The organism is Pseudomonas frederiksbergensis (assembly GCF_900105495.1).
Lineage (GTDB): Bacteria > Pseudomonadota > Gammaproteobacteria > Pseudomonadales > Pseudomonadaceae > Aquipseudomonas > Aquipseudomonas frederiksbergensis.
The window spans coordinates 2,216,165-2,237,157 of the sequence record NZ_FNTF01000002.1; the positions used below are offsets into that span (position 1 = coordinate 2,216,165).

15 protein-coding genes are annotated in these 20,993 nt (G+C 58.4%); 8 read left to right on the forward strand and 7 right to left on the reverse strand.

Annotation, left to right across the window (positions count from 1 at the left end; genetic code table 11):
• Positions 1–64 precede the first annotated feature (64 nt).
• The 3 genes from der (at position 65) to BLW70_RS10520 (ending at position 3,754) form a co-directional block, all read left to right on the forward strand.
• Positions 65–1,534, forward strand: coding sequence for a ribosome biogenesis GTPase Der (gene der / locus BLW70_RS10510; RefSeq protein ID WP_074873955.1), 1,470 nt, complete (start codon positions 65–67; stop codon positions 1,532–1,534).
• Positions 1,535–1,826: 292 nt separating this feature from the next.
• Complete coding sequence (locus tag BLW70_RS10515) at positions 1,827–2,975, forward strand: pyridoxal phosphate-dependent aminotransferase (protein WP_074880497.1); 1,149 nt, start codon at positions 1,827–1,829, stop codon at positions 2,973–2,975.
• Entirely contained in the window at positions 2,963–3,754 is a 792-nt protein-coding gene (locus BLW70_RS10520) for an amidohydrolase (protein WP_074873956.1), read from the forward strand. Before BLW70_RS10515 ends, BLW70_RS10520 begins: the two co-directional genes overlap by 13 nt.
• Before the next feature lie 169 nt (positions 3,755–3,923).
• Here BLW70_RS10520 and leuA read toward each other — a convergent pair whose 3' ends face one another.
• Positions 3,924–5,603 carry a 2-isopropylmalate synthase gene (leuA, locus tag BLW70_RS10525; RefSeq protein ID WP_008147766.1) on the reverse strand — a complete coding sequence of 560 codons (1,680 nt, stop codon included), beginning with the start codon at positions 5,601–5,603 and terminating at the stop codon, positions 3,924–3,926.
• Between the two features lie 398 nt (positions 5,604–6,001).
• On the opposite strand from leuA, the gene BLW70_RS10535 reads away from it, so the two are divergent.
• Complete coding sequence (locus BLW70_RS10535; protein WP_074873957.1) at positions 6,002–6,358, forward strand: hypothetical protein; 357 nt, start codon at positions 6,002–6,004, stop codon at positions 6,356–6,358.
• A 133-nt stretch (positions 6,359–6,491) separates the two neighbouring features.
• Here BLW70_RS10535 and BLW70_RS10540 read toward each other — a convergent pair whose 3' ends face one another.
• From BLW70_RS10540 to BLW70_RS10550, 3 genes are all read right to left on the reverse strand, one after another.
• A complete protein-coding gene (locus tag BLW70_RS10540) occupies positions 6,492–7,313 on the reverse strand; it encodes a peptidoglycan DD-metalloendopeptidase family protein (protein WP_074873958.1) in 822 nt (273 codons plus the stop codon).
• Positions 7,314–7,316: 3 nt separating this feature from the next.
• On the reverse strand, positions 7,317–8,696 hold the full coding sequence (gene xseA, locus BLW70_RS10545; RefSeq protein WP_074873959.1) for an exodeoxyribonuclease VII large subunit: 1,380 nt from the start codon (positions 8,694–8,696) through the stop codon (positions 7,317–7,319).
• An 89-nt stretch (positions 8,697–8,785) separates the two neighbouring features.
• Entirely contained in the window at positions 8,786–9,733 is a 948-nt protein-coding gene (locus tag BLW70_RS10550) for a LysR family transcriptional regulator (RefSeq protein ID WP_074873960.1), read from the reverse strand.
• Positions 9,734–9,833: 100 nt separating this feature from the next.
• Between BLW70_RS10550 and BLW70_RS10555 the strand changes: the two genes are divergently transcribed.
• From BLW70_RS10555 to guaA, 4 genes are all read left to right on the forward strand, one after another.
• Entirely contained in the window at positions 9,834–10,601 is a 768-nt protein-coding gene (locus BLW70_RS10555; RefSeq protein ID WP_074873961.1) for a sulfite exporter TauE/SafE family protein, read from the forward strand.
• A gap of 184 nt (positions 10,602–10,785) precedes the next feature.
• Positions 10,786–11,334: a sugar ABC transporter ATPase gene (locus BLW70_RS10560; protein ID WP_074873962.1), complete on the forward strand. Its 549-nt coding sequence runs from the start codon at positions 10,786–10,788 to the stop codon at positions 11,332–11,334.
• A gap of 184 nt (positions 11,335–11,518) precedes the next feature.
• The gene (gene guaB, locus BLW70_RS10565; protein ID WP_074873963.1) at positions 11,519–12,988 is read left to right on the forward strand and encodes an IMP dehydrogenase; all 1,470 of its coding nucleotides are present in this window, start codon (positions 11,519–11,521) and stop codon (positions 12,986–12,988) included.
• Positions 12,989–13,087: 99 nt separating this feature from the next.
• On the forward strand, positions 13,088–14,665 hold the full coding sequence (gene guaA / locus BLW70_RS10570) for a glutamine-hydrolyzing GMP synthase (RefSeq protein WP_074873964.1): 1,578 nt from the start codon (positions 13,088–13,090) through the stop codon (positions 14,663–14,665).
• Positions 14,666–14,744: 79 nt separating this feature from the next.
• Here guaA and BLW70_RS31035 read toward each other — a convergent pair whose 3' ends face one another.
• Genes BLW70_RS31035 through BLW70_RS10580 form a run of 3 tightly spaced genes read right to left on the reverse strand, consistent with a single transcriptional unit; the run spans position 14,745 to position 20,984 of the window.
• Positions 14,745–15,887 (reverse strand): membrane-targeted effector domain-containing toxin, encoded by a 1,143-nt coding sequence (locus tag BLW70_RS31035; protein WP_235864995.1) that lies wholly within the window; start codon positions 15,885–15,887, stop codon positions 14,745–14,747.
• Positions 15,866–17,794 carry a dermonecrotic toxin domain-containing protein gene (locus tag BLW70_RS31040; RefSeq protein ID WP_235864996.1) on the reverse strand — a complete coding sequence of 643 codons (1,929 nt, stop codon included), beginning with the start codon at positions 17,792–17,794 and terminating at the stop codon, positions 15,866–15,868. The genes BLW70_RS31035 and BLW70_RS31040 overlap by 22 nt, the downstream gene beginning before the upstream one ends.
• A gap of 58 nt (positions 17,795–17,852) precedes the next feature.
• Positions 17,853–20,984 carry a membrane-targeted effector domain-containing toxin gene (locus BLW70_RS10580; RefSeq protein WP_074873965.1) on the reverse strand — a complete coding sequence of 1,044 codons (3,132 nt, stop codon included), beginning with the start codon at positions 20,982–20,984 and terminating at the stop codon, positions 17,853–17,855.
• Positions 20,985–20,993: the final 9 nt, after the last annotated feature.

Consider the following 20,993-nt stretch of genomic DNA (forward strand, 5'->3'; position numbering starts at 1 on the left):
CGAGCACCAGCCGCTGCCTCGCAGCGGCTTTTGTATTTTCTGAAATAACGAAGTGGAGAGCCGCATGGTTCCCGTAATCGCCCTGGTGGGCCGACCGAACGTCGGCAAGTCCACCTTGTTCAACCGCCTGACCAGGACTCGTGACGCCATCGTCGGCGACTTGTCCGGTCTGACCCGTGATCGCCAATACGGTGAGGCCAAGTGGCAAGGGCGTTCCTACATTCTGGTCGACACCGGCGGTATCTCCGGTGACGAGCACGGTATGGACGAAAAAATGGCCGAGCAGTCGCTGCTGGCCATTGAAGAAGCGGATGTCGTTCTGTTCCTGGTAGATGCCAAGGCCGGTTTCACCGCCGCCGACCAGATGATCGCCGAGCATTTGCGCAAACGTAACAAGCGTTCTTACGTGGTTGCCAACAAGGTCGACAACATCGACCCTGAAATGGCCCGCGCCGAATTCGCCCCGTTGGGCATGGGCCACGCGATCCCTATCGCCGGTGCTCATGGTCGTGGCATCACCCAGATGCTGGAAATCGCCCTCAGCGACTTCCCGAAAGACGATGACGAGCCGGAAGAAGGCGAGGAAGAGATCGTTGCCGAAGGCGAGGAAGCCAAGCGCATTCCTGGCCCAAGCGAAAAAGACGGGATCAAGATCGCGATCATCGGCCGTCCGAACGTCGGCAAGTCGACCCTGGTCAACCGTATGCTCGGTGAAGACCGGGTAATCGTCTATGACGAGCCCGGCACCACGCGCGACAGTATCTACATCCCGTTCGAGCGTAACGACGAGAAGTACACGCTGATCGACACCGCCGGCGTGCGCAAGCGCGGCAAGATCCACGAAGAAGTTGAAAAGTTCTCCGTGGTCAAAACCCTGCAAGCGATCAAAGACGCCAACGTGGTGATCTTTGTAATGGACGCCCGCGAAGGTGTGGTCGACCATGACCTCAACCTGCTGGGCTTTGCCATTGAGTCGGGTCGTGCGCTGGTCATCGCGATCAACAAGTGGGACGGCATGACGCCGAGCGAGCGCGACTTCGTGAAGGTCGAGCTGCAACGTCGACTGTTCTTCGTTGACTACGCCGACATTCACTTCATCTCGGCCCTGCACGGCACGGGCGTGGGCAACCTCTACGCCTCCGTACAGAACTCGTTCAAGTCTGCGGTCACCCGCTGGCCGACCAACCGCCTGACCACGATTCTGGAAGATGCGGTCGGTGAGCACGCGCCGCCGATGGTCAACAACCGTCGGATCAAGCTGCGTTATGCCCACTTGGGTGGGGCTAACCCGCCGATCATCGTGATTCACGGTAACCAGATCGAGAAGGTGCCGAAGTCTTACGTGCGCTATCTGGAAAACACTTATCGCCGTGTCTTGAAGCTGGTCGGTACGCCGATCCGCATCGAGTTCAAGGGCGGCGAGAACCCGTACGAAGGCAACAAGAACTCGCTGACCGACCGCCAGGTCAACAAGAAGCGCCGGATGATGTCGCACCACAAGAAAGCCGACAAAAAGCGCCGCGACAAGCGCTGATATACGATTGCCCATTCTGTTGGAGTGGGCTTGTTGTGGCGAGGGAGCTTGCTCCCGCTCGACTGCGCAGCAGTCGCAAACCAGCCGATGTGTTCTGTCTGAACGACTTTGGTTGCAGAGATTGGGACCGCTTCGCGGTCCAGCGGGAGCAAGCTCCCTCGCCACAGGTATTGCGGTGAATGTATTAGAAGAAGGGCGCCGGTTGGCGCCCTTTTTTTATGGGCGTCGTCTGGGCTATTCTCGGGCTCTCCCGCGCCGCCGTTAGAGCCGGGTGTTGAGCAGGGAATCACCGATGATCACCAGTAAGCTGCCGAATGTCGGCATCACTATCTTCACGCAGATGTCTCAGCTCGCGGCGCAAACCGGGGCGCTGAACCTGTCCCAGGGTTTCCCCGACTTCGATGCCCCGCAAGCCCTGTGCGATGCGGTCGGTCGGCATATCGCCAATGGCCACAACCAGTATTCGCCCATGACCGGCCTTCCGGCATTGCGTCAGCAGATTGCGGCGAAGATCGCCCGCAGCTACGGCGTCAATGTGGATGTCGACCATGAAGTGACCGTCACGCCCGGCGCAACCCAGGCGATCTTCTGCGCTATTCAAGCCGTTATTCGCAGCGGCGACGAAGTGATTGTGTTCGACCCGGCCTATGACAGTTACGAGCCCTCGGTTGAGCTGGCCGGTGGTCGTTGCGTTCATGTGTCGTTGGGCCTGAATGACTTCGCCATCGACTTTCAGAAGCTCGGTGAAGCCATTTCGCCGCGCACGCGGATGATCATCCTCAACACCCCGCATAACCCAAGTGGCGCGCTGATCAATCGTGCAGAGCTGGATCAGCTGGCGGCGTTGATTCGAGATCGCGACATCTACATCGTCAGCGACGAAGTCTACGAACACCTGGTGTTCGATGGCGTGCCCCACGTCAGCGTGTTGAATCACGAAGAGCTGTATCAGCGTGCTTTCGTGGTCAGCTCCTTTGGCAAGACCTATCACGTTACTGGCTGGAAAACCGGCTACGTGGTCGCACCGCCGGCCCTCACAGCGGAGCTGCGCAAGGTTCACCAATACGTCAGTTTCTGCGGTGTAACGCCGCTGCAATATGCTTTGGCCGACTTCATGGCCGAGCACCCGGAGCACGTCGAAGAATTGCCGGGCTTCTATCAGGCCAAGCGCGATCTGTTCTGCGATCTGCTGATGCCGTCGCGCTTCAGTTTCACCCGAGTGACCGGTACGTATTTCCAATTGGTCGACTACTCGCAGATCCGCCCGGACCTCAACGATGTCGAGATGGCGTTGTGGATGACCCGCGAACATGGCGTGGCGAGCATCCCGATCTCGGTGTTCTACCAGACCCCACCCGAAGGCCAGCGCCTGGTGCGCCTGTGCTTTGCCAAACGTGAGGAGACCCTGCGTGAAGCAGCGGAAAAACTATGCGTGATCTGAGTGCGCTGCCCAATCTGAACATCGCGCTGATCCAGACCACCCTGGCCTGGCACGATCGTCAGGCCAATCTGGAGCATTTCGAGCCGTTGCTGGAACAGGCTCGCGGGGCGGATTTGATCATCCTGCCGGAGATGTTCACCACCGGTTTTTCGATGGAGTCCGAGACCCTCGCCGAGCCGGAAAACGGTCCCACCAGTAAATGGCTGCGGGTTCAGGCGGCGAAGCTGGATGCGGTGATCACCGGCAGCATCATCGTCCAGGTGGCTGACGGCAGTCATCGCAATCGCCTGTTGTGGGCGCGGCCGGACGGCGAGGTGTTGCACTACGACAAGCGCCATCTGTTCCGCATGGCCGGCGAGCACAACCACTTCACCCCGGGTGAGCGTCAGGTGCAGTTCGAACTCAAGGGCTGGCGCGTGCGTCCGCTGATTTGCTACGACCTGCGCTTCCCGGTCTGGAGCCGCGATGCTCAGGACACTGATTTGCTGCTGTACACCGCCAACTGGCCGGGGGCGCGGCGTCAGCACTGGAACCGTTTGCTGCCAGCGCGAGCGATCGAGAACCTTTGCTATGTGGCGGCGGTGAATCGCGTGGGTACTGACGGAAAGGGTTTTGCGTATACCGGTGACAGTCAGGTGCTGGATTTTCAGGGGGAGACTTTGCTCAGTGCAGGCGAGGCGGACGGGGTGTTTCAGGTTGTTTTGAATGCTGCTGATCTTCAAGCTTACCGCACGCGGTTTCCGGCGAATCTGGATGCCGATACCTTCGAGTTCACGTAACCGATCATTCCCACGCTCTGCGTGGGAATGCCTCAACGGACGCTCTGCGTTCGGCTTCTGATGGGACGCGGAGCGTCCCGGGCTGCATTCCCACGCAGAGCGTGGGAACGATCAGCAAAAAAAGGCCCCGAGGTTTTCACCTAGGGGCCTTTTGCATTGCAGCGAAGGCTTACGCCGCTTTCGCTTCCGGCTGGCTCAGCGAGCGGTTAAGCGCGCTGAACAAAGCCTTGAAGCTGGCGGTGGTGATGTTTTCATCGATACCGACGCCGTGCACCGCACGCTCGCCGTTCACACGCAGTTCGATGTAGGCCGCCGCCTTGGCATTGGTGCCCGAACCGATGGCGTGTTCGTTGTAGTCCATGATCTCAACCGGAATCGGCAGACCGGCCACCAGCGCTTCCAGGGCACCGTTGCCCTTGCCGCGCCAGTGCAGGTTGGTTTCACCCTGACCTTTGCCCGAGACTTCCACTTCCACGGCGCTGTGACCGTTTTCTTCCTGCAGGCGATGGCTGACCAGCGCGTATGGGGTGTTGGCCTGCAAGTACTCGCTGTGCAGCAGGGCATGGATCTGCTGAGCCGTCATCTCAAGGCCCAGGCGATCGGTTTCACGCTGCACCACCTGGCTGAACTCGATCTGCATGCGACGCGGCAAGCTGATGCCGTATTCCTGTTCCAGCAGGTAAGCGATACCGCCCTTGCCCGACTGGCTGTTGACGCGGATCACCGCCTCGTAGCTGCGGCCGATGTCGGCCGGGTCGATCGGCAAGTACGGCACTTCCCACAGGGCGTCCGGTTTTTGCTGGGCGAAGCCCTTGCGGATGGCGTCCTGGTGGGAGCCGGAGAACGCGGTGTGCACCAGGTCGCCGACGTACGGGTGACGTGGGTGCACCTGAATCTGGTTGCATTCTTCGACGACTTTGCGCACGCCGTCGATGTCGGAGAAGTCCAGCTCAGGGTGAATGCCTTGGGTGTAGAGGTTCAGCGCCACAGTGACCAAGTCGACGTTACCGGTACGCTCGCCGTTGCCGAACAGGCAGCCTTCGACACGGTCGGCGCCGGCCATCAGGCCCAGTTCGGTAGCCGCAACGCCAGTGCCACGGTCGTTGTGGGTGTGCAGGCTGATGATCACGCTGTCACGACGGTTGATGTGACGGCCGAACCATTCGATCTGGTCGGCATAGATGTTCGGGGTCGCGCATTCGACAGTGGCAGGCAGGTTGAGAATCACCTTGTGCTCAGGCGTCGGGTTCCAGACTTCGATGACGGCGTCGCAGACTTCCTTGGCGAACTCGAGCTCGGTGGCGCTGAAGGTTTCTGGCGAGTATTCGAAGGTCCACTCGGTGTTTGGCTGCTGGGCGGCATATTTGACGAACAGCTTGGCCGCGTTCACGGCGATGGCCTTGACCCCTTCCTTGTCCTGGTTGAAGACGATGCGACGGAAGGACGGGGAGGTGGCGTTGTACAAATGAACGATGGCTTTCTTCGCTCCGCGCAGGGATTCGAAGGTGCGCTCGATCAAATCTTCACGGCCCTGGGTCAGCACCTGAATGGTGGTGTCGTCCGGGATGTGGTTGCCTTCGATCAGGGTGCGCACGAAGTCGAAGTCGGTTTGCGAAGCCGCCGGGAACGACGCTTCGATTTCTTTAACGCCGACCGACACCAGGGTTTTCCAGAAACGCAGCTTCTTGACCGCGTCCATTGGCTCGATCAGCGACTGGTTACCGTCACGAAGGTCGGAGCTGCACCAGATCGGCGCGGCGGTAATGGTCTTCGATGGCCAGGTGCGGTCCGGGATGTCGATGGTCGGGAACGCGCGGTATTTCGAAGACGGGTCTTTGAGCATGCTCATCGGGAAATCCTTATTGTGTGGGCCGAAAAAAGGCGGCCTGCCGGTGGATCAAATGTTCTGGGGATAAAGCGTAGGACGAGGCACCGCGATTCAGCCTGGCAGTCGTGCACTGACAAGGCACAGGCTGCGGTGCTGGCGAAGCTGAATGAGGGTGTGAGAGGTTTTCATGCCCTCAACCCTAACCGCGAGGGTGAAGGATGGCAAGCGGTCGAAAAAAATTGAGAGGAATCCTCGAAAAGTCGTGGTTATCGAGATTTTATTGCGGTGAAGGGCGCTGATTGTTTTTATGTTTGCGCGAGGTTTGAGCGATGCGCAATTGAAGGCTTTCGGTGATGGGGCGTGCCGGCGCGGCTATTCTTAAAGCCTCACCGAGGACTACTGGCAGGCAGGAGTCGACAATGAACGAGTCGGATTGGAAGCTTTACAGTGCGCTGCGTCCGTTGGCCCATGAGCGGCTGTGCATCCGCATCATGGATGAGGTCGAGCGCTTAGTGCTGGATAAAAGCATCGCGCCATACGAGCGGATTGAAGCCAGTGAGGAAAGGCTGAAGGCAGGTCAACAGGAACTGTATTGGGCGTTTGGCGTGTTCGGTCACTCACGCAATGAGGCGCCTGCTCACTTGCTGGGGCTGTGTACTCATGAGTTGATCAGCGCTGAAGAGTTGGCGGGCTTTTCGGAGGAAACCCGGGCGTGGATCAAGGAGTGCCTGGCGCACAGGGAGATTCATGGGATTGAGGACTTGGAAGCGGAATAGATGGTGTCTGTTACGCCGCCATCGCGAGCAGGCTCACTCCTACAGTTGATCTGTGGTGAACACAAATCCAATGTGGGAGTGAGCCTGCTCCGGGCGGCGTTCCGACGATGAGGCCGGTCGTCTCAACGGCAATTTAAGGCTGAAACGCCCCAATGAAAATCGCCGGATCCACCCGCGCATCATTCAGGCTGACATTCCAGTGCATATGCGGCCCGGTCGCGCGCCCGGTGGCGCCCACTTTCCCGACCACCCCACCACGGGCCAATGGCTGACCAACCTTCACGTCGATTTTCGACATGTGGCAAAACATGCTGATAAACCCTTGCCCATGGTCGACAAACACCGTGTTGCCGTTGAAAAAGTAGTCGCCGATCAGAATCACCTTGCCGGCCGCCGGGGTCTTGATCGGTGTGCCAGCGCCCACGGCGAAATCCAGGCCAGAGTGGGGATTACGTTCTTCACCGTTGAAGAAACGGCGCACGCCGAACTTGCTCGACAGCGGCCCGTTCACCGGTTTGTCCAACAGCAAATTGCTCGGCGTATTCGGGCTGAACGTGCGGTAGGCAGTTATCTGCTCGGCCAATTCGCGTTCAATGCGCTTGAGGTTTTCCGGATCCGGGTTGACCTGCTGCTTATTTTTCAACGTGATGTGCTGTTCCGGGTATTTCTTGTAGCCGACCGTGAAGCTCAGATTCCGCCCGCCACTGCTGACCTGCTGCGTGCCCGGTTTAACCGTCAGCGGCACACCGACAATCGCCAGCCAGTTGTTCTGTTCCTTGACCACCAATACCGGTTTGCCTTGATAGCTGGCCTTCGGCGCCTGGGCAGAGGCGCCCAGATCGACCACGGCCACGCCGCCCGGCACCGGTTTGTTCAACAGGCGGGTGATGTAGCTGTCGGCGTGGGCATTGAAGGTCAGGCACAGCAACAGCAGCGGAGCTAAAAAACGCGGCATGGATCAATCCAGTAAAGAAAGGGTGACAGGCGTCAGGTGATTGTCTTCGACCCGCACTTGCAGTTCGCCTTCGCCTAGTTTGGCTTTCAGGCGCTGGCCGGTGTGGGTTTGCGCGGCATTGCGGATTGCGTTACCGCGTTCGTCCAGCAAGATGCTGTAGCCACGGCCAAGGGTCGCCAACGGGCTGACCACATGCAGCGTCTGCATCTGGCTTTGCAGTTGCAGGCGACGGGATTTTAGTCCTTCGCGCATGGCACGGGGCAGGCGCTCGGCAAGGCTGTCGAGGCGCTGACGGAGCATCGCCAGTTGCCGTCCCGGATGTTGCCCGGCGAGGCGGGTTTCCAGGCGGATCAACCGTTCGCGACGGGTATTGAGGCTGCGTTCGAACGCGCGGCGCATGCGCATGTCCAGATCGTCCAGACGCTGCGCTTGCTGGCGCAGACGTTCGCCGGGATGACGCAAACGGCGGGACATGCCTTCCAGGCGCAGTCGATCACGCATCAAGCGGTCGCGGATACGCATCACCAGCCGTCGATGCAGGCTTTCGAGCCGACGGACCAGGTCACTGGAATCCGGCGCGAGCAGTTCGGCGGCGGCGGACGGCGTCGGGGCGCGGACGTCGGCCACAAAGTCGCTGATCGATACGTCGGTTTCATGGCCGACGGCGCTGACAATCGGTGTCACGCAGGCATCCACGGCGCGCGCTACGGCTTCTTCGTTGAAGCACCAAAGGTCTTCCAGCGAACCACCGCCACGGGCCAGGATCAAGGCATCGAAACCGCGGGCGTCCGCCAGTTTCAATGCGCGGACAATCTGCGCAGTGGCTTCGCGACCCTGCACGGCAGTGGGGATCAACGTCAGTTGGATCTGCGGAGCACGGCGGCGGAATACGCTGATGATGTCGCGAATCACCGCGCCGGTGGGCGAGCTGATGATGCCGATGCGTTGCGGATGCGCGGGCAGCGGCACTTTGCGTTCGGCGCTGAACAGGCCTTCGGCGCTGAGTTTTTCCTTCAGTGCGTCAAAGGCCAGACGCAGCGCACCGTCGCCGGCCGGCTCCACGGTATCGAGGATCAACTGGTAGTCGCCACGGCCCTCGAACAGCGAAACCTTGCCGCGTACCTTGACCGCCAGGCCATCCTTCAATGCCTGACGCACCCGCGCCGCGTTCTGCCGGAACAGTGCGCAACGCACCTGGGCACCACTGTCCTTGAGGGTGAAATACACGTGGCCGGACGCCGGACGGGCGAGGTTGGAGATTTCGCCTTCGACCCAGATGTTGCTGAACACGTCTTCGAGCAACACCCGCGCGCGGCCGTTGAGCTGGCTGACAGTCAGGACTTCACGGTCCAGGCCGAGTCTTGCAAAGGGATCTTTAATCATGGGGCGCATGATAAAGGCATTCGGCGATCAATCTCCATGATCCAGCGAAAATCCCCTGTGGGAGCGAGCCTGCTCGCGATAGCAGTGTGTCAGTCGACATTGATGTTGAATGTTGAACCGCTATCGCGAGCAGGCTCGCTCCCACAATGGTCTGTGCAGGTTTTGATGAAGTGTTGAACCAGTGCCGTGGGATTTTGCCGGCAGGCGAGGGCGACCGTGCTGTGGCAATCGGGATCGGCCAAGGGCAGAAAGTGGATATCCGGCGGCGCGATGTCCTGCATCGATTCCGGTAACAGCGCGATGCCGAATCCGGCCTGGATCAATTGCAGTTGCGTGGTTTTGCGCGACACCACCCGAGCCGCCTGCGGAAAGAACCCTTGGCGCATGCACAACTCGGCGGAAAGATAGCTCAGGCCACCACGCTGTGGATGAGGGATGGAAATAAACGCTTCATTCTTCAACTGTGCCAGATCGATGCCAGGCGCGGACTTATCCACAGCCAGCCGATGATTCGGAGGCACTGCCAGCAACAAACGCTCGCGGTACAGCGGAACAATCTGCACCCCTTCACGCTGACGCAGCACCGGCAGGCGCAACAGTCCCACATCGAGACGACCTTCTGCCAATTCTTCCAGTTGCGCCTCGGAGGACAGCTTGACGATGTCCATGGACACACCGGCGTGCCGATCCAGATAGTCGCTGATGCCTCGCAACAGCCGGCCACTCATGGGCACAGTGCTGGAGTGACCCAGGCGCAACACGCCGACTTGACCGCTGCCCACCTGAGTGGCCATCTCGCTGGCCTTGGTCAGTTCGTTCAGAAGGTTTCTCGCCCGAGGCAAAAAGGCTTCACCCGCTGCCGTCAGTCGAGGCTGGCGCGCGGTGCGTTCGAACAGCGGCGTTTGCAGCCGGGTTTCCATGTCCTTTATCTGCCGGCTCAAGGCGGATTGCGCAATAAACAGTCGTTCGGCTGCAGCGCTGAAGCTGCCGCTTTCGGCGATTTCCACGAAGTAACGCAATTGGCGGGTTGAAAGCACCAGGTATGCCTTTTCGAGATGGGTTGACGACGTTGAAGATATTAGTCGCAACGCTCGGTGCTGGCTAAAGTCATCGCAGGAATAAAAGGAAGCCGTATCGATGAATGTGCTGGAGTTGTTAAACCAATGGCCGTGGGGTGCGGTGGATTGGCTGGTGATTGGATTGGGCGTTGCCTTGGCCTACATCGTTTTCGGCATCGCTGGTTTTGGTACCGCGCTGGTGGCCGGGCCAATTCTGATTCTGTTCATGCCGCTGTCGAAGATCGTGCCGCTGTTGGTGCTGCTGGATTTTGTCGCGGCGTTCGGCAATCTGCTGCCTTCGCGACGGGATGTGGCGAAGCCTGAGTTGCTGCGACTTCTGCCGTGCATGGCGGTGGGCTGCACGTTGGGGGTGATTTTTCTGTTGAATCTGAAATCCGATGTGTTGCTGCTGTTGATGGGGTTGTTTATCAGCGCTTATGCGATTTACAGCCTGTGGATTAAAACCCGTCCGGCGCAATTGTCTGCCGCGTGGGCCATGCCGATGGGCACGGTGGGCGGGATGTTCGGGGCATTGTTTGGCAGTGGCGGCTTTTTATATGCGATTTATTTGAACAGCCGCCTGCCCAAGGAGGCGGCCCGGGCGACCCAGAGTGCGCTGATCAGTTGCAGCACGGTGGTGCGCTTGAGCCTGTTTGCCGTCGCCGGTGTGTACGCCGAGCTACCCTTGTTGGTATTGGCGCTGTGTTTATTGCCGGCCATGGCATTAGGGCTGTGGATCGGCCGGCGGTTGACCATGAGGTTGTCCCGCGAGGCGTTTGTGCGGCTGGTGACCTGGTTGGTGCTGGCCAGCGGAATTGCATTGATTGGGCGCTATTTGAGTACTTGACCGGATTTCGTCAGGGATTAAGCTGCCGGCCGCCCTGGCGCCATCGCGGGCAAGCCCGCTCCCACAAGGATCTCAGGTGAGCACAAATGTGTTTACGACCGAGATCGTGTGGGAGCGGGCTTGCCCGCGATGGCGTCAGGACGAACACCGCAGAAATATCCATTTGACGCAGTAGGCTTGCACCATGAACTCGCAAAGCATCATCGTCCCGAAAATCTCCACACTGCCGGTGCACGAACCCCGGGCCCGGGCAGTCGTGCGTTGGCTGGTGCGCAAGAACATCGTCAAAGAAGAACTGACCACCTGTGGCCGCACGGGCAACCGCATGGCTCATGCCATCGCCGACGGTGCCCGCGCTGTCGTGCTGCATCCTGAAGCGCTGCCATTCGGCGAACCGATCAATGGCCTGGAAATCATCACCAAGCGCTGCATCTATACGCCGGCCAAGGGTTTCCTTGAAGAGGCGGGTTGCGCCGAGTGCCGCAAGGAAGTCGGCGAAGCGCTGTTCGAAAGCCTGGAAGACTGGATGCCGGGGCGCACTGATAACTTCACCTGCCCGGAATGCGGGCATGAAGATGACATCAACGGCTTTCTTTTCCTGCAGGAATGCGGCTTTTCCAACCTGGGCTTTATCTTCAATAACTGGGCCGAGGCCGGGTTCAAACAGAGCTTCATCGACGAATTTGCCGATTGGCTCGATCAACCTGTCAGTTGGGTGAAAGTCGAACTGTAGGAGCACAGCTTGCTGGCGATGGCGGACTTAAGGGCGCCATCGCCAGCAAGCTGTGCTCCTACAGAATTCGGCGTTAAATACCCGTCGATCGACTGTGTCGAAATAGACAGAGTTTTACATTGAACCCGAAGGGGTGTCTGACTATAATGGCGCGCTTCCATTTTCCCGCTCGGGAGCCCCCGCGATGCTGCGTATCAGCCAAGAAGCTCTGACATTCGACGACATTCTCCTAGTGCCCGGTTATTCCGAGGTGCTTCCTAACGAAGTCAGTCTCAAGACCCGCCTAACCCGTGGCATCGAGCTGAATATTCCTCTGGTTTCTGCCGCCATGGACACCGTTACTGAAGCCCGTCTGGCAATTGCCATGGCTCAGGAAGGTGGCATCGGTATCATCCACAAGAACATGACCATCGAGCAGCAAGCTGCCGAAGTGCGCAAGGTCAAGCGTTATGAGGCCGGCGTGGTCAAGGATCCGATCACCATCGAGGCTGACGCCACGGTTCGTGAACTGTTCGAACTGACCCGCATGCACAACATCTCCGGCGTTCCGGTTTTGCACAATGGCGACCTGGTCGGCATCGTCACTTCCCGTGACGTACGTTTCGAAAACCGTCTGGACGCCACCGTCCGTCAAGTGATGACGCCTAAAGAGCGTCTGGTCACGGTCAAGGAAGGCGCCGACAAGAACGACGTCCGCGAGTTGTTGCACAAACACCGCATCGAACGCGTGCTGATCGTCGACGACAAATTTGCCCTCAAAGGCATGATGACCGTCAACGACATCGAAAAAGCCAAGGCATACCCGCTGGCGAGCAAGGACGACCAAGGTCGTCTGCGTGTTGGCGCTGCTGTCGGTACCGGTAAAGACACCGGTGATCGCGTCGCTGCCCTGGTCAATGCCGGCGTTGACGTGGTGGTGGTCGACACCGCTCACGGTCACTCCAAAGGCGTGATCGACCGCGTTCGCTGGGTCAAGCAGAACTTCCCTGAAGTGCAGGTCATCGGCGGCAACATCGCCACCGGCGCTGCCGCCAAGGCTTTGGCCGAAGCTGGCGCTGACGCAGTCAAGGTCGGTATCGGCCCAGGCTCGATCTGCACCACCCGTATCGTCGCCGGTGTCGGCGTCCCGCAAATCAGTGCCATCGCCAACGTCGCCGCTGCCCTCGAAGGCACTGGTGTTCCGTTGATCGCCGACGGCGGCATCCGTTTCTCCGGTGACCTGTCCAAGGCCATCGTTGCCGGTGCTTCCTGCGTGATGATGGGCTCGATGTTCGCCGGTACTGAAGAAGCGCCAGGCGAGATCGAACTGTTCCAGGGTCGTTCGTACAAGGCTTACCGCGGCATGGGTTCGCTGGGCGCCATGTCCCAGGCTCAAGGCTCCTCCGACCGTTATTTCCAGGACTCCTCGGCAGGCGCCGAGAAACTGGTTCCGGAAGGTATCGAAGGGCGTGTTCCTTACAAGGGCACCCTGAGCGCCATCATCCATCAACTGATGGGCGGCCTGCGTTCCTCGATGGGCTACACCGGCAGCGCCGACATCGAAGAAATGCGCACCAAGCCTGAGTTCGTGCGGATCACCGGTGCTGGCATGGCCGAGTCCCACGTTCACGACGTACAGATCACCAAAGAAGCGCCAAACTACCGCGTAGGTTGAGGCTTCAAGCAAATCGTTAAGCAACCGGGGCTGTTCTATTCAGCCCCGAGTTGTTTCTGAATCACGACTGTTTTTGAATTATCTAGACGAGACTGAATCATGGCCCTCGACATTCACGCTCACCGCATCCTGATCCTCGACTTCGGTTCCCAGTACACCCAGCTGATTGCCCGCCGCGTGCGTGAAATCGGCGTGTACTGCGAACTGCATCCGTTCGACATGGACGACGAAGCGATTCGCGAATTCGCTCCCAAAGGCGTCATTCTCGCCGGCGGCCCCGAGTCCGTGCACGTAGCCGACAGCCCGCGCTGCCCGCAAGCGGTGTTTGACCTGGGCGTACCGGTCTTCGGTATCTGCTACGGCATGCAAACCATGGCTGAACAGCTGGGTGGCAAGGTCGAAGGTTCCGAGCTGCGTGAGTTCGGTTACGCCCGTGTCGACGTGGTCGGCAAGAGCCGTCTGCTCGACGGCATCGAAGACCACATCGACGCCGACGGCCTGTTCGGCCTCGACGTCTGGATGAGTCACGGTGACAAGGTCACCAAGATGCCGCAAGACTTCCACATCCTGGCCAGCACCCCAAGCTGCCCGATCGCCGGCATGTTCGACGACGCACGTGGCTACTACGGCGTGCAGTTCCACCCGGAAGTGACCCACACCAAGCAGGGCGGTCGCATCCTCTCGCGCTTTATCCTCGACATCTGCGGCTGCGAAGCGTTGTGGACGCCTTCGAAGATTGCTGAAGACGCCATCGCCAACATTCGTGCCCAGGTCGGCACCGACAACGTACTGCTCGGCCTGTCCGGCGGTGTGGACTCTTCGGTGGTTGCCGCGCTGCTGCACAAAGCCATTGGCGACCAACTGACCTGCGTCTTCGTCGACAACGGCCTGCTGCGCCTGCACGAAGGCGAGCAAGTGATGGCCATGTTCGCCGAGAACATGGGCGTCAAGGTGATCCGCGCCAATGCCGAAGATCAATTCCTCGACAACCTGGCCGGCGAGTCCGACCCGGAGAAGAAGCGCAAGATCATCGGCCGTACCTTCATCGACGTCTTCGATGCCCAGTCCAACAAACTGGACAACATCAAGTACCTCGCCCAAGGCACCATTTACCCGGACGTAATCGAGTCGGCTGGCGCCAAAAGCGGCAAGGCACACGTGATCAAGTCGCACCACAACGTGGGCGGCCTGCCGGAAGAAATGAACCTCAAGCTGGTTGAACCCCTGCGCGAGCTGTTCAAGGACGAAGTCCGTCGTCTGGGCCTGGAACTAGGCCTGCCGTACGACATGGTCTACCGTCACCCGTTCCCGGGCCCGGGCCTGGGCGTGCGGATCCTCGGTGAAGTGAAGAAGGAATACGCCGACCTGCTGCGTCGCGCCGACCACATCTTCATCGAAGAACTGCGCAAGGCCGACTGGTACCACAAGGTCAGCCAGGCATTCGTGGTGTTCCAGCCAGTGAAATCGGTTGGCGTAGTCGGCGATGGCCGTCGTTACGCTTGGGTCGTGGCCCTGCGTGCCGTGGAAACCATCGACTTCATGACCGCACGTTGGGCACACCTGCCTTACGAACTGCTGGAAACCGTTTCCGGCCGGATCATCAATGAAATCGAAGGCATCTCCCGCGTCACGTATGACGTGTCGAGCAAGCCGCCGGCGACGATTGAGTGGGAGTGATCCTGCGCAGGCCTTGATGGCTTGATTGCAGGTAACAAAAAAGGCCGTGTGAACACTGTTCACACGGCCTTTTTGCGTTTTAGACGCCGGGTAGCCGAACGGGGGCCATGCCAATTCTGTGCAGCGCGGAACTCAAGCCCTCGGTCGTTGGAAAGCGTCGTCCGCTGATTTGCCAGGAATCCCGTTCGATGTAGTAGCCGTTTGCATCTTGTTTTATGGGCGTGCGAACGAGTTTTCCCCAGGTCACGATGCCGTTTTTGGTGACGGTTCTGCTGCGATGAACCAGTATTGGTTCACCGGTACTGGTGCTGAGGGTGTACATGCCAGGCCTGGGCAGGCCATCTTCCAGCCTTTGCGCAAGGGCCACGCTTTTCGGCGTCGGGATCTGCAGCAACAAGTCATTTCTGACAAAACTGACCGCTTGCCCCGGGCGCGCCACATCGGAGACCCCGGGGTCGATCTTGATACCGCCGAGCTCATCCGGGCCCACACTCTCGATACGCAGGCCGATGCTGCCTTCAAGCTCACTGACCCCCGCCACGTCAGCATAGGTATTGGCGTGGCTGTTACCGACCAATGCCACCCAGCGATGGGCGCCTCTGGCTGTCTGGTCGGCGCCAATGACTTGTTGGGCGAAGAAATTCATCATTTTTTGCCGGAAATTGAGATCGGGCCTTTGAATACCGGCGCTGCGGTAACTGGCCAGGCAGTCGATGGCTTGCACGCGGATGTTATTTTTTTGCGCTGTCCTGACGACCTGTTCAAACGTGAATTGTTTGCTGGGGTCGGTCGAAAAAGTTGCATCAAGATCCTGGAGGTAGCTTTCCAGATCCTCGGACATCACCCCGGTGCGGTTGAACACATCCAGGTCCGCTTGATGGAAATCGGTCAGCAGATGCTCCACGTACAGGGTTTTGACCTTCTGTTTGCGCAGCACGCTCATGTTCTCGATCAAAAATTGTTTGCTGCCCACGCTGGAGTGACTTTCGCCGACGACCAGGCTTTGTGAGCGCTTGAACAGGGTCTTGATGATGTCCTTGAGCTTCGCATTCGCGATGAACGATGGAATGGCAGGCCTGGGTGGCAGCTGTGGTTGCGGCTGCGAATAAAAGGACACGGCGTCGTCGTGTAGTCTTCGGCGTAGTCTTTTGAAGGCTTCCAGCTCATCGGCTGGATTGTTGGGATTGATAAAGCCGTCCTTCAAATCGCCCTTTGTCTCCAAACCATTGGCTGCCTTTTGAGGGCTGGCTTGATCTCCTGCGGAACATCGTATGCAGTCGCCGGGGCGTCGAAGTCGGGGAGTGGCGGCTCGGCCCTGGCGAACAGATCGGAAAACTTGCCGCCTCCCGCCAGACCGGGGCGCGTGAGGGGCACCCACTCACCCATTTCATCCAGGCGCACCGGTATGTTGCGGTAAAAGGAGTGGGGATCGACCGGATCAATGATCGTCCAGGTCTTCAGTTCGTTGCTGTAGCGCACCTGGTAGAAACTGTCCCCCATGGCGATGTAATTACCGCCTGTCTCGGGCTGATAGATGCCTTGAAACTTGCCTTCCCCGTTGATGGAGGAATAGCCCTCGAGGATTTCATTGGTTTCAAAAGGCGCCAACAGGCTGGCATCTCCCGGGTCGGGTTTGATGGATTCGAAGGGAAGTTGCAGCGGAGGGCTCGGCGACTTCAAATCTTCCCCAGGGGTGATTGTCTCCTCTGCTTCCGCTGCTTCCGCTGCTTCGGCGAACTCGCTTGCCCCTCTCAGGAATGGCAAGTTGAACAGGATGTCCACGCTGCCAAGGATGGCCCCTTTGATCGCGGCCTTGCGTTCCGCTGGGGTCGTGGCGTTGATGGCCTGATCGATGTGCAAGCCGACATTGGCAATGCCCGCGCCTATGACAACCAACGCTGCTGGCCAGGCCGCTGCAGCCATTGGCCCAAAGACGCGGTTGAAGGCATTGAGGTAGCCGATCCACAGCTTTTTGCGTAGCTCGCCATTGGAATGCAGCAGGTAATTGGCGTCGCTGAGCATGCGCTCATGGGTGGACTGGCTCAAATGGGTGAACGCATCGCCACTGACTATCTCGCCACGGTAGTGAAGCAAGTGATGGTCGGCGGCGGTGTTTTCATCAGGTAATACCTCGTACGCATGGGTGAGGCCGATATTTTCATATTGCGTGTTCTCCAGGAAATGAGTGAGCAGGCCAATGCCGGTGAAATTGGCGAGCTTGTGCCCCAGCGAAGTGGGCTTTTCCTGGACGATGTCGCGCTCTTGCTGCTTGAAGCGCATGAGCATGCGTTCACGGCCTTCGGCGTCCTTGACCTCATTGACCAGCCATTCGTGCAGCTCTTCGACCTTGTTGAAACAGTGAAATCCTCTGAGCTCGCCCGGAATGTAGAGAATGTTCAGGTCACCGTCGTCAGTGATACTGAAAATATCCGTCGAAACGAACTCATCAATGCAGAACTTGCGAATCGATAAACCGCTGGCTGTGGCCGCCTCGTCCATCAGCATTTGCCGGGTGAGCGGCCTGCTGACATTACCGGCGCAGGCCCTGAGCACCAGGGTGAAATGTTCACGGGACAAGTGCCCGCTCTCATAGTCTTCAATCGCTTTGGCGATGAAGGTGCACTTGGCCAGCGCACGGAAGTTGGCGCTGTGTTTTTCCCAGAATGTCGCAATGGCCGTTTTGTAACGGTCAGCGAAATTGATGTCCCAGAAGGCTTTCAGCACGTCGCTGGCATGCAGGCGCACTTCGTTGGTTTCGTCGTAACTCTCGGCGTCATCACCGACCCGGTAAAAGCCCCCGTAGAGATCCAGCAGGTCGGCATTGTCCTGGTCGTGGACGCTGAAGCGGTGCATGACCAGTTGCGGGAAGGTCATGGATTCCTTGGGCTTTTCAAGGATGTGCTGCCAGCCGGTAAAGGCCTTGGAACTGCTTTGGGCGCCATGGAAACGGTGCCACCAGACGTTGTCCGGGGTTATGTCGGTGATGTGATGTCTGGTGAGGATATCCTGGGCGATTTCGTACGCCATGGCGTACAGGTCGGGGCAGTCGTCGACCAGGTCGGGGACCAGGGCCTGGAGGGCCTGGGCATCGGCGGAGTTGGTCAGGATGAGGTCTTGGGTATCGTCCATGATGCTTTCCTTGGTATGCAGTGAATTCGCGAGCAAAACTGCTGTTACATACAACTGATCAAGTGGGAATGCGCATCTGCAGCCTCATACCTGAGTTGTTCAGCGAGCTCGACAGCGCTTCGATGCTGGGGAAAGGAAGCCTGTTTTGTGGCCAGGATGGTCGGTCGATAACAAAACTGCCGTTGGCGAGTCGCTCGACCGGCGTGCGATTGATCAGTTCGTTTCTGCCGCGGTGAATCAGGGTGTAGCTGTCACCGGTTTTCTCGAACAGGTATTTGCTGGGTACATCGAGTAGCTTCTCCATTTGCTGCTCGGTTCGGATCGCCGGCATCGCTTCCATTTGTATGCGAAGGTCTGCATAGAATGGGTCGAAAGTTCCGCGCATGGTCTCGTTCTGCATGATCGGTCCGCGATCGATTTCGATGCCGGGATCCAAGGTGATGCCCAGGCTTTCGCCTGGATTGACCTCTTCGATCCGCAGGCCGATACCGCCTTGCAGTTCACTGATGCCGGCCATCCCGCGGAAGGTATTGATGTTTTCCTGTCCGGTTAACACCACCCATTTGGTCGGCTGATTCAAGGCCTTATCGGCAAGCATGATTTCGTTCGTCAGGCTGTTAGTGATCATTTGCTCTTCAACCGGCCTGAAAAAAAGCGGTTTTTTAAAGCTTGTTGCGCAGTCGGTGGCCTGGATCCGGATGTTGTTTTGTCTTGCGCTCTTGACCAGTTCCAGTTCGTTGAAACGCCCGGCGGGATCCTGGCCGAGCTCGGTCAGGTATTCGTGCAGATCCTTGGGCATGCTTCCCGTGTTGAAAAAGGCATTCAGATCTTGCTGGGCAAAATCACTGAGCAAGCCGCGCATGTAAATCGTATTGACACCCCGACGAGCGAATTCAGGCATGTTTTCAATCATGAAGCGCATGCTGCTGATGCGATCCAGGGTTTCACCCACGACCAGCCCCGGTGCTGTTTCGAACACTCTCTCAATCAATTCGGCACTGGTCATGGACTCACTGACGGCAGGAATCATTGGCCGAGACGGCAGGTTGCGCCACTGCAACTCGTTGAAGAAGCGTCCGGCCGTGGACCTCAGCAGGTTTAGCTTGTCGGTGAAGTGACTTGCGTAGCGGTCTTCCACCGTGAACACGGGCAAGTGACGCATTGTAAGGCGGACATGGGTTTCGAATAGGTTCAATGCCCATTTTTTTAGTGATGCCTGGAGTCGCGGCTGAACATCGTATGGCGTTCTCAGAGTACGAAGAGGCTGCATTGTGGGGTGGGGGGAGGTAGAAGCTACTGGTTCAAGGGGGACAGGGGCTGGTGGCGCGGAGTTGCTGGTGCTCTGGCCGGGCTTCGGTGTCGCCGGTTTAGAGAGGTTTTTGCCACCGCCCTTCAAACCCTGTCGCGAGAACATTTCCCATTCATCTGCTTCATTCAGACGTACCGGAATATTGCGGAAAAAGGAGTAGGGATTGGTGGGGTCGACGATTGCCCAGGACCGCAGTTCATTGCTGTAACGCACCTGAAAAAAACGGTCGTCGATAGTAATGTAGTGACCCCCGGTTGCGGGTTGATAGATGCCTTGAAATTTACCTTCAACACTCACCGGGAATTCGCCGTCGAGAACCTCATTGGTTTCAAAGGGCGCCAGTATGTCCATGTCTGAGGGGCCAATAGCCTCGGCGTCGACGGAAAGGGAAGGTATCGCCGGCGATTCTATGTCTGTCTTCGGCGCTTCCCCGGAGGCAAGCGCCTCTTCTGTCTCGGCGGCCTCTGCGATCTCGGCGGCATCTGCCAGTTCAACTGCGCCGCGCAGAAATGGCAAATTAAACAGTACATCCACACTGCCAAAAATCGCAGCTTTGACCGCGGCCTTACGTTCCATCGCAGTGGTGCCGTTGATGGCCTGGTCGATGTGCAGGCCGACATTGGCGATGCCGGCACCGATGACGACCAGCGCTGCCGGCCATGCAAGGGCGGCCATCGGTCCGAACGTGTGGTTGAAGGCATTGAGGTAGCCGATCCACAGCTTTTTCCTGATCTCGCCGTTGGAGTGCAGCAGGAAATTGGCGTCGCTGAGCATGCGCTCATGGGTGGACTGATTCAGATAGGTGAACGCATCACCGGCAATTTTCTCGCCACGATAGTGGAGCAAATGAACGTTCCCGGCTTCATTGTCACTGGGTAGAACGTCATAGGCGTGGGTGAGGCCGACATTTTCATGTTCCGTGTTTTCCAGGAAATGAACGATCAGACCAATGCCGGTGAAGTTGGCCAGTTTGTGCCCTAGGGAAGTGGGCTTTTCCTGAACGATGTCGCGCTCTTCCTGCTTGAAGTGCATGAGCATGCGTTCACGGCCTTCGGCGTCCTTGACCTCATTGACCAGCCATTCGTGCAGCTCTTCGACCTTGTTGAAACAGTGAAAACCTCTGAGCTCGCCCGGAATGTAGAGAATGTTCAGGTCACTGTCGTCAGTGATGCTGAGGATGTCCGTCGACACGAAGTGGTCAATGCAAAACTTGCGAATCGATAAACCGCTGGGTGTGGTCGCCTCGTCCATCAGCATTTGCCGGGTGAGCGGCCTGCTGACATTACCGGCGCAGGCGCTGAGCACCGTGCTGAAGTGTTCTTGGGTCAAGTAACCCTTCTCATAGTCTTCAATCGCTTTGGCGATGAACGTGCACTTGGCCAGCGCACGGAAGTTGGCGCTGTGTTTTTCCCAGAATGTCGCAATGGCCGTTTTGTAGCGATCAGCGAAATTGATGTCCCAGAAGGCTTTCAGCACGTCGTTGCCGTGCAGGCGCACTTCATTGGTTTCATCGTAGGATTCGGCGTCCGCCCCCACACGATAAAAGCCGCCGTAGAGGTCCAGCAGGTCGGCATTGTCCTGATCGTGGACGCTGAAACGTTGCATGACCAGTTGCGGGAAGGTCATGGATTCCTTGGGTTTTTCAAGGATGTGCTGCCAGCCGGTAAAAGCCGTGGAGCTGCTTTGGGCGCCATGGAACCGGTGCCAGTAGACTTTGTCGGGTTCGATATCCGTGATGTCGTGCTTGACGAGAATGTCCTTGGCGACCTGATATGCCAACGCGTGCAGGTCGGGGCAATCGGCAACGAGATCAGTGATCAGGGGCTGGAGGGCCAACACATCGGCAGCGTCGGGCAGGGTAATTTCTTGGGTATCGTCCATGATGTCTTC